This window comes from Afipia massiliensis (assembly GCF_014203115.1).
Taxonomy (GTDB): domain Bacteria; phylum Pseudomonadota; class Alphaproteobacteria; order Rhizobiales; family Xanthobacteraceae; genus Afipia; species Afipia massiliensis.
In genome coordinates this window covers 697708-710415 of sequence record NZ_JACHIJ010000001.1, presented here as the reverse complement: position 1 = coordinate 710415, position 12708 = coordinate 697708, and the positions used below count along the sequence as shown (strand labels likewise).

Sequence of the window (12708 nt, the reverse complement as noted above, 5' to 3'; positions counted from 1 at the left end):
TTCTTGCGAGAAGCATGCAGCATTGCAAGATGACCGCCGAAATTGTTGGGTAAAATGCGCCGGAGATGAGTATTCCGGCGCTTGCGCCGTTGTGCAAAAATTGCGACTGGAGAGACCCCGGTCAATTCTTGCGCAAACGGATTATCCATGTCGTCCGAGACATCTTCGTCCAGAACGCGCGACACACGACTTCGGGACGGCGATAGTCCGTTATCCGACGATGATGCGCTGCTGCGCGCTGACATCCGGCGGCTTGGGCGCATTCTCGGCGATACCGTGCGCGATCAGGAGGGGGCCGATGTCTTCGACCTGGTCGAGCGCATCCGGCAGACCTCGATCCGTTTCCATCGCGACGACGACAAGCCGGCGCGGCTTGAACTGGAAACCATTCTGGACGGCATGTCGATTGCCGAAACCGTCCGCATCGTGCGCGCGTTCAGTTATTTCTCGCATCTGGCCAATATAGCCGAAGACCAGAACAACATCCGCCAGCGGCGCGCGCAGGATATGGCGGGAACGGCGTCACGCCCCGGTACATTGTCGCGTGCGCTGGTGCGCGCAACGGAGGCCGGGATCGATGCCGACGCGCTGCGGACGTTCCTCGCCAAGGCGCTGGTGAGTCCGGTTCTGACCGCACATCCCACCGAGGTCCGCCGCAAGAGCACGATCGACCGCGAAATGGAAATCGCGTCCGTGCTCAATACGCGTGAGCGGACCCAGATGACGGCCGATGAAATCGCGGCGAGCGATGAACAGCTGCGCCGCGCCGTGGTGACGCTGTGGCAAACCAACCTGCTGCGCCGGACCAAGCTGACTGTGCTGGACGAGGTCGCCAACGGCCTGTCGTTCTACGACTATACGTTCCTGCGCGAGGTCCCACGGCTGCATTGCTCGCTGGAGGATCGGCTGGCGGAAGAGGGCGGCAGCGCCGCCGATGCGCAGGATGCGCCAGGGCTTGCGACGTTCCTCAAGATGGGAAGCTGGATCGGCGGCGACCGCGACGGCAATCCCTTTGTCACCGCAGAGGTGATGCGCGGCACGCTGCAAATGCAGAGCACGCGCGTGCTTCGTTTCTATCTTGCCGAACTGCATGAACTTGGCGGCGAGCTGTCGCTGGCCACCCATCTCGCGGACGTGTCACCTGAATTGCGCGCATTGGCGCAGCAGTCGCCTGACCCGTCGCCGCACCGGAGCGGCGAGCCTTACCGTTTGGCTGTGTCCGGCATCTACGCGCGCCTTGCCGCGACTGCGTTGAAGTTGAAGATCGAAACCAGCCGGCCTCCGGTCGGAAATGCCGAGGCCTATGCGGGGCCGGCGGAACTGGCCCGCGACCTTGATGTGCTGCACGCCTCGCTGGTCGCTAACAACTCGCTAGTGATTGCACGCGGAAGGCTGCGGCATTTGCGCCGCGCAGTGGATTGCTTCGGTTTCCATCTTGCCGCGCTCGATATGCGGCAAAACTCCGCCGTGCACGAGCGCACCATTGCAGAGCTTTTTGAAGCGGCTGCGCCCGGTACGAACTATCGGGGGTTGCCGGAAGATGCGCGCATCGCGTTGCTGTCGCGCGAGTTGAACACCGCGCGCCCGTTGGCGTCGCCGTTTGTTGTCTATGGCGAGGAGACGATCAAGGAACTCGCCGTGCTGCGCGCGGCCGCCGAAGCGCATGCGGTGTTCGGCGGCGCGGTCATTCCCCAGTGCATCATCTCGATGACCGAGGGCGTGTCCGATCTGTTCGAGGTCGCGGTACTCTTGAAGGAAGCGGGACTGGTGGCGCCGGACGGCACCAGCCGCCTCAACATCGTGCCGTTGTTCGAAACCATCGACGATCTGCGGCAGTGCGCACAGATCATGGACAGCCTGTTCTCGCTGCCGGAATATCGCCGCCTGGTCGACAGCCGCGGCGGCATCCAGGAGGTCATGCTCGGCTATTCGGACAGCAACAAGGACGGCGGGTTCGTCACCTCGGGCTGGGAACTTTACAAGGCCGAGATCAGTCTCGTTGAGGTGTTCGAGCGTCATGGCGTGCGGCTTCGTCTGTTCCATGGACGCGGCGGTTCGGTCGGTCGCGGCGGCGGGCCGAGCTACGACGCGATCTTGGCGCAACCAGGCGGGGCGGTGAACGGGCAAATCCGCATCACCGAGCAGGGCGAAATCATCTCCAGCAAATACTCCAATGCCGACGTTGGCCGTCATAATCTTGAAATTCTCGCGGCCGCGACGCTGGAAGCGAGCCTGTTGCAGCCGAAGCACTCCGCGCCGCGCGACGAATACATCGCCGCGATGGAAGAACTCTCGAATCTCGCTTATGCAGCCTACCGCAACCTCGTTTATGAAACCGAAGGCTTCGAGGATTATTTCTGGGCGTCTACCGTCATTTCGGAAATCTCGACGCTGAATATCGGAAGCCGCCCGGCCTCCCGCACCAAGACGCGGAGGATCGAAGACCTGCGCGCGATTCCGTGGGTGTTCAGCTGGGCGCAGTGCCGCTTGATGTTGCCGGGATGGTATGGCTTCGGCAGCGCAGTCGATGCTTGGGTCAGGCAGCATCCCGACAAAGGCATCGCGTTTCTTCAGGAACTGTACCGCGAGTGGCCATTCTTCCAGACGCTGTTGTCGAACATGGACATGGTGCTGTCAAAGAGCAGCATTGCGATCGCCTCGCGCTATGCGGATCTCGTGCCGGACGAGAAGTTGCGCACCGCCATCTTCAGCCGCATTCGTGCCGAGTGGCATGACTCGATCGAGACGCTGCTGACGATCATGGGGCACGACCGGCTGTTGCAGGGAAACCCATTGCTCGAACGCTCGATCCGTAATCGCTTTCCATATCTCGATCCGCTCAATCACGTGCAGGTCGAACTGCTTCAGGCGCATCGTGCGCAAAGCACGGATGAACAGGTTCTGCGCGGCATTCAGCTCACCATCAACGGTATTTCGGCAGGGCTGCGCAACAGCGGCTGACAATCAAAAACAACGGAGGGAATGATGACCGACACCGACACGATTCTTGTCGAGCGCGAGGGACCCGTCACCATCGTTTCCATCAACCGGCCGGAGCGCAAGAACGCGGTCGATGGCGCGACGGCGCGCCGCCTGTTCGATGCCTTCCGCGCCTTCGATGCCGATCCGAATTCTTCAGTCGCGGTGTTCACGGGGACCGGCGGCGCGTTCTGCGCGGGCGCCGATCTGAAAGCCGTCGCGCTCGGCGATCGCGAGAAGAAGCGCGAACTAGGCGGCCACGGCACCATCGCGCCGATGGGGCCGAGCCGTCTGCGCCTGAACAAGCCGGTCATCGCGGCGGTCGAAGGCCATGCGGTTGCGGGCGGTATGGAGCTGGCGTTGTGGGCTGATATGCGCGTGGTCGGGGAAGGCGCGACCTTCGGCATTTTCTGCCGCCGCTTCGGTGTGCCGCTGATTGATCTCGGCACCATCCGGTTGCCGCGGCTGATCGGGCATTCGCGCGCGATGGATCTGATCCTCACAGGACGTCCGGTCGATGCAAAGGAGGCGTTCGATATCGGGATCGCCAATCGCCTTGTGCCGAAGGGCGAGGCGCGAGCACATGCCGTTGTGCTGGCGCAGGAACTGGCGCGGTTTCCGCAAGGCTGCCTACGCAACGACAAGCGCTCGGCGCTGCGTCAGTGGGATCTCGAAGAAGAAGACGCGATCAACGACGAGATGCAGGGCGGTCTCGGGGTCATCGCGTCCGGCGAAACGCTTGAAGGAGCCACGCGCTTCGCCGGCGGACAAGGACGACATGGATCATTTCGATAGAGCGAGACTATAGGCAGCTTTTCTTCTTAGCGCTGTAGTCCCTTGTAGATCACGCCATCCTTCATGATCATAGTGAAGTTCTTTGCCGGGTCCGCAATCAGATCGAGATTGGCGAGCGGATCGCCGCTCACAAGAATCAGGTCGGCAAGCGCGCCTTGCTCGACGATGCCGAGCTTGCCTTCGTAGGGCGTGCGGGGACCGCTCAACGCCAGCAGTTGCGCGTTGTCATAGGTCACCATCTTGAGGACTTCCGCCGGCGTAAACCATTGCCGCAAAGCCAGGATGAGGGCGTTCTGTTGGGCATTCAGTTCCGGCTCGAACAGAGGATCGGTGCCCCACGCAAGTTTGACGCCGTGTTTTTTGCCATCGGCCATAAACGCGTGTTGCCCTCAAGGATCCCCGCGCGCTTCTTGCGCCGCTCCGGTGTCATATTCGGACTGTCCGGGATCAGATTCTGCGCGCTCAGCCAGATTCCGCGTTGGGCGCGGCGCACCGCGCGAGGCGTGTAAGCATGTACAGCGACGTAGGTGTTCCAATCGTCGGCGGCCTCGATGGCGGCTTTCATTTCGTCCGACGTATATTGCGTCACGTCGATGGGATCGTAAGCGGATGATGTGCCGCCGCCCGCCATCAGCTTGATCTGGCTTGCACCCATGCGCAGATTTTCGCGCGTCGCGGTCAGCACTTCGTCGCGGCCATCGGCGATGAAGGTCGCGCCGTATTCCTCGGCGCGCGATGGCTTGCCGAAGAAGCGCCGCGACGCAAGACCGATTGCAGGCTAGTCCTCTGATCGTTTTGGAGCGCGCTAAATCGCATCCCAATTGAAAATATCCGCCGAGCGGTCGAGCTTGTAGAACGACGACTTGAGCGCGGGCATGCCGTGTTCGGCGATGGTCTGCGGCGTCCAACCTTCGGCGCGGTGGATCGACCGCAATGGACGCGACTGGCCCATCAGGAAGATCTCGTTCATGCGCACGGCGAAGATTTGTCCGGTGACGTCCTTGGCGGCGTCGCCGAGCAGGAACGTGGACAGCGGCGCGATCTTCTCCGGTCCCATCTGCTGCATGCGGGCCACGCGGGCCTTCTCTTCCTCGGTCTCGGTCGGAATGGTGCCGATCAGGCGGCTCCATGCGAACGGCGACACGCAGTTCGAGCGTACGTTGAAGCGCTCCATGTCGAGTGCGATGGACTTCGACAGGCCGACGATGCCGAGCTTGGCAGCAGCGTAGTTCGCCTGGCCGAAATTGCCGATCAGGCCGGACGTCGAGGTGAAGTGGACGAATGCGCCGCTCTCCTGTTCGCGGAAAATGCGGGCAGCTGCGTGCGAGGTGTAGAACGAGCCCATCAGGTGAACCTTGATGACGGACTCGAACGCCTCGACGCTCATGCGATGGAAGATTGCATCGCGCAGGATACCGGCGTTGTTCACGACGCCGTCCAGCTTGCCGTAGGTGTCGATGGCCTGCTTGATGATCTTGCTGGCCGGAATCGCTTCCGCCACCGTCTCGAAGTTCGCGACGGCCGTACCGCCGCGCTTCTTGATCTCCTCGACGACCTCTTCGGCGGGCGCCGCATTGGTGCCCGATCCGTCGGCTGCAACGCCGGGATCGTTGACCACGACCTTGGCGCCTTCGGCGGCGGCGAGCAGCGCGATTTCGCGGCCGATACCGCGGCCCGCGCCGGTGACGATGATGACCTTGCCGTCCAGCGATTTCTTCTGTGACATTGCTTTGACTCCTGTTTTCGCTGTCAGCGTTCGTTGGTGAAAATGATAGTGCCGCTGGCGGCGAACATGCCGCCGACACCGTGGCAGACCGAAATCTTCGCGTCTTGCACCTGTGCCGGCGCGATGCCGCGCATCTGCCGGACGCTTTCCTGCAATGCGTACATTCCGTACATGCCGGAATGCATGTAGCTGAGACCGCCGCCGTTGGTGTTCATCGGCAGCTTGCCGCCGATGGCGGTGTTGCGGTCGGCGATGAACTTGCCGGTTTCCTCATGCGGCATGAAGCCGATATCGCCGAGACCGAACAGCGGCAGATGCGCGAACGCGTCGTAGATCATGAGGTGATCCACGTCCTTGTGCGCGATGCCGGCCTCGCGAAACGCGGTGGGGCCCGCCACCTTGAACGCGCGCGACGAGTTGAAGGTTTCCATCTGGCTGACCATCGGGGTCTCGACGCTCTCGCCGGTGCCGAGAATGTAGACCGGCTTCTGCGGGAAGTCCTTGGCGCGGTCGGCGCTGGTCAGGATCAGCGCGCCGCCGCCGTCGGTGACGAGGCAGCACTGCAGGATGCGGAACGGATAGGCGATCATCCGCGAATTCAGAACATCCTCGACGGTGATCGGGTCCTTCATCATGGCGCGCGGGTTCTTCGCCGCCCATTCGCGCTGAACCACCGACACCATCGCGATCTGTTCGTGGGTGATGCCGTAGGTTTTCATGTAGCGCAGCACGGGGATCGGGAACATGCTGGGCGGGCCATAGACACCGAACGGAGCTTCGAACTGGCCCTGCAGGCTGTCTGCGGGAATCGAGCGCGGCAGCTTGCCGATCATCGACTTGCCGCTCTCGGCGTGGGTGATGAGCACCGTCTTGCACAGACCGGCTTCGATCGCCGCTGCCGCGTGGCGAACGTGAAGCATGAACGAGCAGCCGCCGACCGACGTGCCGTCCACCCAGGTCGGCGTGATGCCGAGATAGTGAGCCAGTTGCTGCGGCGTCTCGACCGCGGTCGCGATACCGTCGATGTCCGACAGCTTCAGCCCCGCATCCGCCAGTGCGTTCAGCGCGGCATCTGCGTGCAACTGGATCTGCGACATGTCGGGAATGACGCCGAGTTTGGTGGTTTCTGCCGCGCCGACGACGGCAACCTGATTTCTACGCATGATGTTTAACCCTTCGCCGGACGAAACTGGGGAAGGGTGATCTTGTCGCTGACTTTCTCGAACGCGACTTCGAGCTTCATGTCGAGCACGAGAGCTTCGGGCGTCTGCGGACAATCGAGAATGTTGCTCATCATCCGCGGACCTTCATCGAGTTGGACGACGGCGATGGCATAAGGCGGAGTGAAACCCGGCGCGGCGGGACGGTGATTGATCACGTAGCTGTAGAGCTTGCCCTTGCCGCTGGCCTTGAACGTGCTGACCTTGCGCGAGGCGCATGACGGACAGAACGGACGGGGCGGGAAATAGACGTTCGAACAGTCGTCGCAGCGTTGCAGACGGAGTTCATTCGCCTGGGTTCCTTCCCAGAAGTGTTTGGTTTCCGGCGTAGGTACCGGCAAGGCGCGCGAAGGTGCAGCCATCTGCAGTCTCTCCCTGATCATTGGCTTTTGTTAATTGGTCGATTAACTTTATGCCGGTAATCCCTGCCGCAGGCAAGTGGCGTCCCCGGAGCGAAAAATAGGGGCTGGCATGCACGCTTGCTGAAGGCGCTCGGCTATTTGCCGAGGAGTTTCAGGGCGGCCGCTTCGAAGGTTTCAAGCGGATTCATGTTCGTCAGCATGTCGCGATGCGCACGACCCGCTCGCGCCGCGTGCTGTCGCAGACCCTCGTCAGCGAGGATCGCATCCAGCGACTTGGAGATGTCGGCCTGTGGTTCGAAACTATCGATGACCTTTCCGAGGCGTGCCTTTTCGAGCTGGAGCCCGTTCAGAAGCTGCTCGATGTGAGTTGCTACGACGAGTTGGGGGATACCTGCGGCGATTGCGTGAGCTGCCAGTCCGCCTCCGCCGAAATGAACAACGAGCCGTGTCGATGCCAACGTCTCGCTCAACGGCAAATGTTGTACATAAACCTGCGCTCCGCGACGCAACAGATCGTCCGACTGCTCGCTCGCAATGTCGGGAGCCGAAATGATGAGACGGCTGGCAAGGGGGAGCAGCGCCGGAACGATGTCGAAAGGCAGTTTGGATAACACGCCTCGCGACAGATAGACGAAAATGTGGTCCGCATCTTTCCGGCCTTCAAGCGGCGGACTGTCGAAGATCGGGCCAGCGAGCGGGCTAGATCTCTGCAGATCATAAGGATCGAGTATCGGAAAGGTGAGAACGATCTGCGCATCGCCGGAAAATATTTGCGGCAGCCGTTCAAGGGGAGGCCGGCCCAGAGATTGCAGCACGCGATTGACCGTTCCCAGCGTTTCTTCTTCACACCAGCGTGGTGGATGGACACGATGGAGCGGCGGAAAACGTTTCATTTCGCCGGGAGGGGCTGTGTAGCCGTTTCCGACCACGATCAGCGGAATCCGGCCATGCGACATCATGCTTGCCGCGGGCGCAGAGTCCGCGACGACAAGGTCCGGAGCAATAGTTTTGAGAATGTGATCCCACGCTTGCAGCAACGATCGCAAGCCATACTCATCGGCCAGACCCGCTGAAGCCAGTTGGTCGTGCATCGTCGCTGTCGAGCGAAAGGAATTTTCGTCAGAAGCAGTCACCGACCACGGCGGAGCCTGAAGTATCTCTGCGTCGGTCTCCAGTAGACGCGCGGTTTCCGGATGCTTCAGCACAAAAACCGGGCGTATCTCGTGGCGCCTCAGCAGCGCAGCAAAGCGTCCCAGATTTGCGATATGGCCAAACCCGCCGCCGTTCTCCCAGGCAAAAAGAACCGTCTTCATGGCGAGTTTTCTTTCCACTTTGCGTTTGACAACGCAGATCGGAATACTGGCTATAATGATTGAATATCAAAAGGCAATCGAACATCGCATGCAGCCGTCTTTTATGAAGCCCCGCCAGGAAGTGCGGACTTTTTGGACAGGACCAGATCCCAGCTACTACGAAGAGCTGTCGCTGCGGAGCGCGGTCGCGTCAGGTGCGCGTGTATTGTTGTACACCTACAATAGAAGTCTGACCGTGCCCGAAGGTGTTGAACTTGTTGATGCGCGTGAGGTTCTGTCCGGCCCGCTCTACCAATTTCATCATAATGACGGCGATCTTTCGCTCGCGCTGCATTCCGATCTTTTCAGATATCTCGCTATCCAGAAATTCGGCGGCTGGTATATGGATCTCGACATCGTCGTGATGGCGTCGGGGTTGCCGGACGACAAGATCTATCTCGCTTACCAGGAAGACGGCGTCGCCAATGCCGCCGTCATGAAATTCCCCGCGCAGTCGCCGATCATGACGGCTGCCATCGAAGAGGCGATGAGGCTTCTGCCGGCAGCAGGGACCGCCGCGCCGGGAGCCGATCACGGTATCGTCGGACCGAAACTCATCACGCGCCTCTCGTCCGAGTATGCGATCGACCATTTGGTTCGCCCGAAAGTCAGCGCTTACGAGATTCATCCCAACGAAGTTCTAATGTTCTTCGATCCTAGGCAATGTGAGGCCGTTTTTGAACGGCTGGCCTCAAGCGACTTCGTGCATCTCTGGAATGATCTGTGGCGTGCGTTGCGCATCCCTAAAAACCTTGGGCCACCCGAAGGCAGCTTTCTGGATACACTGTTCAAGCGTTTTGGAATCGATGTTCCGCAGGGAGCGCGTCTCTCCTTTGAGGCCGTTGAAGGATGGTTTCGTGAATTCTGGATAATGAAGGAGCTCAAGCAGAAGCTCTCCACGCAGAGTGTACCGTACGATGCATTGGATCATTTGGCCCGATCAATCCAGATTAGCGGCTGGCGGCCCGGCGTGCGGTCTTTAGGCAATGCCGAGACTTCGCCGCAAGGAGATCATCTACTCGCCGGCGAGCCTCAAACGCTGAAAACACTCTGGCACGGTGAGACGATCGGTCCCTATCAGTTGATGTGCTTGAAGAGCTTCGCGGCCAGCGGACATCGCGTCGAGGTATTTTCCTACAATCGCGACTTGAACGTCCCGGACTGGGTATCTGTTGAGGATGCAGCCGAAATCCTGCCACGAGAGGTTGTCCTTAGGCCATTGGGTGAAGAGGGCGCTTTCGCCATTCACGCAAATCTGTTCCGCTATGCATTGCTTCAGAAACTGGGTGGATGGTGGATCGATCCCGATGTCTTGCTGCTGAAGCCTGATCTTCCGCCAGGCAATGTTTTCTTCGCCGGTTTGGATGTGTTCGGCCGCGTGCCGACCGGCGTTCTGAAGTTTCCAGCAGGGCACGGCTTGCTAACGGAAGCGCTGGCGGAAGTTGAAAGTCTTTCCGGTTCGCTGGAAGGCTGGGAACAATCCGGGTCTACTTTGCTCACATCGCTTGTCGAGCGGCACAAGCTGGGCGGTAAAATTCAGAATCGGACGCCTCTCGGTCCCGTCTCATGGTTCGATGTGCCGGACTTGTTCGATCCGGACAGCGCCGAGAGATTGAGTCGATTGTGCAAGGATTTTCATTTCCTGCACCTTCATGACGATGTGTGGCGCCGTGCCGGGATACCGCACGATCTTGCTCCACCTGAAGGCTCATTCCTTGATGGTCAAACCCAGAAGTACGGCGTAGGTGCTGATTTTCCGGCAAAAATTTCTTTCCGCGAATTGAACCGATGGGTCGCGCACATGTACCAATGCCTAAGCCAGAGGCAGACATAGCCGAGTTCCGCCGTCCTGCTTTTCTTCCAGTTGTATCAATTCGGCCACGCGGTACGGGTGGTACAGCGTTGATTAAATGCCGCTTTTATGGTTCTACCGGAGTCATTGGCGACGGGAATTTTTGATATGTGGTTTCGAGTATTGCCCCTTTTGGCTGGGTCACGGACGCAGGCTGTGTCGGCCCGTAGTATCTGGGCTGTTTGCGCACTTGTTGTGTTTGCTGATGTGAACAGCGCGCGTGCTCAGGATGCGGCAGAGCAGCAGCAACTGTTTCAGCAGATGGTGCGGAGTCCCGCGAACCACGAAGTGACGTTCGCTTACGTCAAGGTTGCGACTGCGCGGGGGGACTACGAAGCCGCGATCGGCGCCCTCGAGCGGCTGCTGTTCTACAATCCCAAGCTGACGCGCGTGAAATATGAACTCGGCGCGCTGTATTTCCGGCTCGGCTCCTATGAAATGGCGAAACGCTATTTCAAGGAAGCTCTCGCGAGTCCGGATATCGATGCCATCACCAAGGAGCGCGTCGAAACCTATCTTCCGGATACCGAGAAGCAGCTTCAGCCAAGCCGGTTCTCCGGTTTCGCGCAGACAGGCATCCGCTCGCAGAGCAATGCGAGCTTCGCGCCGGGCGGCGGCGTGCTGCGTCTCGGTGGTCAGGATCTCGCGTTGTTGCCGACTGCACGGCAGAAAAGCGACATCAACTGGTTCGGGCTGGTTGGCCTCAGCCACGATTATGATTTACAGAACCAGCGTGGCGACATTATCGAAACGCGCGCGGTTGGATATCTCACCGAGCAATCGCGCCTGAAGGACCTCAACGTCGGCTTCGTCGATGTCAGCTTCGGTCCTCGGCTTGCGCTCGCACCGGAACTTCTGCCAGGCGTTACCATCAAGCCCTATGTGGTCGGCGGAAACACCTGGGTCGGCGGCTCGTCGTACTTTTCGACGGCAGGCGCCGGCGTCGGCGTGAAGATTCCGGTGAACGACAGGTTCACCTTCGGCCCCGACTTCGAATGGCGTCGCTCAGATTTCAGGACCATCGATCCTGTCGCGGGCTTCAATTCCGGCGATTGGTACACAACCAGCCTTGTGGCGAGCTGGAACATCGCACAACAGATCAAGCTTGATGCGCGCGGGCTTTATCGGCGGGGCGACTCGGCATTCGCGTTCCAGTCTTTTGATCAGTGGGCAATGGAAGCCGCCTTGACGCTCGAGTTCGGCCCGCCATTCGTCTGGATGTCACGCAACTGGAGCGTGGCGCCGTTCGTCCGGTGGATCGAAACCCGTTTCGACGCGCCAAATCCGTTCATCGATCCGCTGATTGCACGCAACGATAACCAGTGGTCGGTGGGCGCCCTGTTTAACGCGCCCGTGACTAAGAATTTCGGCATTTCGGCTGCGGTTCAGTACGACAAGACCAATTCCTCGCTGCCGAACTATCGCCTGGAGAATTTCTCCGTGATGTTCGGCCCGACCGCCCGTTTCTGAGGGAGCAGCAGATGTTATTTTCCAAAGAGACATATTTTACGTCGTTTCTGACGGTGCTGCTCTCCACGACTGCACTTATTCCCGCCGCCGAGGCCCAAAATTCGGGGCGGGTCGGTGCTGTCAATCTTGACGCGACCGGGACGCCGCCGGGCGCGGGTAAGCGCACGCTCACCATCGGCACCAACGTGATCTACAAGGAGAGGGTGCAGACGTCGGCGCAAGGGTCGACGCAGATCATGTTCCCCGACACCTCGACGCTGAATGTCGGCCGCAACAGCAATATCGTGATCGACGAGTACGTCTACGATCCGGCTGCCGGGACCGGCAAGATGGTGGCGACCGTCTCCAAAGGCGTGATGCGCTTTGTCGGCGGGCAGATCAGCCACACTGCAGGCGTCACGGTGAAGACCCCGGTTGCGACGCTTGGTATTCGCGGCGGCGTCGCTACGGTTGTTTATCCGATCCCGCCGGGTTTCACAGGCTCCGATCCTAAACTGTCGCAGGCGAAGGGCGAGATCGTCATCGGCCATGTCGGTTCGGTCATCATCAAGAACAATGTCGGTTCGGTGATTGTCCGGCCGGGCTACATGACCTGGGTGTCCGGTCCGAACGATCCCATTCCGGAGCCGTTCCCGATCCCCGATTTCCTGTTGCAGAAGATCATGGCTGCGCTGACCAGCGGGCCGGGGCAGACCGGCGGTATCAGCGATCTGCCGACCGACCAGATGGCCGCGCGGCTCGGCTTCGGCAAGACGATCGTCACCGACCCGGCGAAGCCGCCGGGCACGGATCCGCTCGGATACTTCTCGATCTTCGATGGTGGCAACGCCATCGCCAAGAACAAGTCGCAGTCGAACCAGACCAATCAGGTCCAACCGCCGCCGAATACAAATCCAGGCGGTTGTTATGGGTATTGCTACGGCAACTGATCTCCCGGTTGCGGTAACGGCGT

General features: G+C 60.2%; 11 protein-coding genes. 5 read left to right on the top strand and 6 right to left on the bottom strand.

What is annotated here, in order from left to right; translation table 11 throughout:
• Positions 1 to 147 precede the first annotated feature (147 nt).
• Both ppc and HNQ36_RS03275 read left to right on the top strand, forming a co-directional pair.
• Positions 148 to 2961: a phosphoenolpyruvate carboxylase gene (ppc, locus tag HNQ36_RS03280; RefSeq protein WP_184082496.1), complete on the top strand. Its 2814-nt coding sequence runs from the start codon at positions 148 to 150 to the stop codon at positions 2959 to 2961.
• A gap of 24 nt (positions 2962 to 2985) precedes the next feature.
• Positions 2986 to 3774, top strand: a complete 789-nt coding sequence (locus tag HNQ36_RS03275) for a crotonase/enoyl-CoA hydratase family protein (protein WP_184082495.1) — start codon at positions 2986 to 2988, stop codon at positions 3772 to 3774.
• A 26-nt stretch (positions 3775 to 3800) separates the two neighbouring features.
• Here HNQ36_RS03275 and HNQ36_RS26635 read toward each other — a convergent pair whose 3' ends face one another.
• The 6 genes from HNQ36_RS26635 to HNQ36_RS03250 form a co-directional block, all read right to left on the bottom strand.
• A complete protein-coding gene (locus tag HNQ36_RS26635; protein ID WP_430641340.1) occupies positions 3801 to 4148 on the bottom strand; it encodes an amidohydrolase family protein in 348 nt (115 codons plus the stop codon).
• Positions 4079 to 4459, bottom strand: coding sequence for an amidohydrolase family protein (locus HNQ36_RS26630; RefSeq protein WP_430641339.1), 381 nt, complete (start codon positions 4457 to 4459; stop codon positions 4079 to 4081). The genes HNQ36_RS26635 and HNQ36_RS26630 overlap by 70 nt, the downstream gene beginning before the upstream one ends.
• Before the next feature lie 120 nt (positions 4460 to 4579).
• A complete protein-coding gene (locus HNQ36_RS03265) occupies positions 4580 to 5500 on the bottom strand; it encodes an SDR family NAD(P)-dependent oxidoreductase (RefSeq protein WP_184082494.1) in 921 nt (306 codons plus the stop codon).
• 23 nt (positions 5501 to 5523) lie between these two features.
• The gene (locus HNQ36_RS03260) at positions 5524 to 6663 is read right to left on the bottom strand and encodes a thiolase C-terminal domain-containing protein (protein ID WP_184082493.1); all 1140 of its coding nucleotides are present in this window, start codon (positions 6661 to 6663) and stop codon (positions 5524 to 5526) included.
• Positions 6664 to 6668: 5 nt separating this feature from the next.
• On the bottom strand, positions 6669 to 7082 hold the full coding sequence (locus HNQ36_RS03255) for a Zn-ribbon domain-containing OB-fold protein (RefSeq protein WP_184082492.1): 414 nt from the start codon (positions 7080 to 7082) through the stop codon (positions 6669 to 6671).
• A 134-nt stretch (positions 7083 to 7216) separates the two neighbouring features.
• Complete coding sequence (locus HNQ36_RS03250) at positions 7217 to 8395, bottom strand: glycosyltransferase (protein ID WP_184082491.1); 1179 nt, start codon at positions 8393 to 8395, stop codon at positions 7217 to 7219.
• Between HNQ36_RS03250 and HNQ36_RS03245 the strand changes: the two genes are divergently transcribed.
• From HNQ36_RS03245 to HNQ36_RS03235, 3 genes are all read left to right on the top strand, one after another.
• A complete protein-coding gene (locus HNQ36_RS03245; RefSeq protein ID WP_246395225.1) occupies positions 8394 to 10268 on the top strand; it encodes a glycosyltransferase in 1875 nt (624 codons plus the stop codon). The genes HNQ36_RS03250 and HNQ36_RS03245 overlap by 2 nt on opposite strands.
• A gap of 126 nt (positions 10269 to 10394) precedes the next feature.
• Positions 10395 to 11756 carry a tetratricopeptide repeat protein gene (locus HNQ36_RS03240; RefSeq protein WP_184082490.1) on the top strand — a complete coding sequence of 454 codons (1362 nt, stop codon included), beginning with the start codon at positions 10395 to 10397 and terminating at the stop codon, positions 11754 to 11756.
• A gap of 11 nt (positions 11757 to 11767) precedes the next feature.
• Entirely contained in the window at positions 11768 to 12685 is a 918-nt protein-coding gene (locus HNQ36_RS03235; RefSeq protein ID WP_184082489.1) for a FecR family protein, read from the top strand.
• Positions 12686 to 12708 lie beyond the last annotated feature (23 nt).

Excerpts from the sequence above, each read along its gene's own strand:
- HNQ36_RS03240 (WP_184082490.1), top strand. The coding sequence starts at position 10,395 with ATGTGGTTTCGAGTATTGCCCCTTTTGGCTGGGTCACGGACGCAGGCT.
- HNQ36_RS03245 (WP_246395225.1), top strand. The coding sequence starts at position 8,394 with ATGGCGAGTTTTCTTTCCACTTTGCGTTTGACAACGCAGATCGGAATA.
- HNQ36_RS03250 (WP_184082491.1), bottom strand. The coding sequence starts at position 8,395 with ATGAAGACGGTTCTTTTTGCCTGGGAGAACGGCGGCGGGTTTGGCCAT.
- HNQ36_RS03235 (WP_184082489.1), top strand. The coding sequence starts at position 11,768 with ATGTTATTTTCCAAAGAGACATATTTTACGTCGTTTCTGACGGTGCTG.
- HNQ36_RS03255 (WP_184082492.1), bottom strand. The coding sequence starts at position 7,082 with ATGGCTGCACCTTCGCGCGCCTTGCCGGTACCTACGCCGGAAACCAAA.
- HNQ36_RS03260 (WP_184082493.1), bottom strand. The coding sequence starts at position 6,663 with ATGCGTAGAAATCAGGTTGCCGTCGTCGGCGCGGCAGAAACCACCAAA.
- ppc (WP_184082496.1), top strand. The coding sequence starts at position 148 with ATGTCGTCCGAGACATCTTCGTCCAGAACGCGCGACACACGACTTCGG.
- HNQ36_RS26635 (WP_430641340.1), bottom strand. The coding sequence starts at position 4,148 with ATGGCCGATGGCAAAAAACACGGCGTCAAACTTGCGTGGGGCACCGAT.
- HNQ36_RS03275 (WP_184082495.1), top strand. The coding sequence starts at position 2,986 with ATGACCGACACCGACACGATTCTTGTCGAGCGCGAGGGACCCGTCACC.
- HNQ36_RS03265 (WP_184082494.1), bottom strand. The coding sequence starts at position 5,500 with ATGTCACAGAAGAAATCGCTGGACGGCAAGGTCATCATCGTCACCGGC.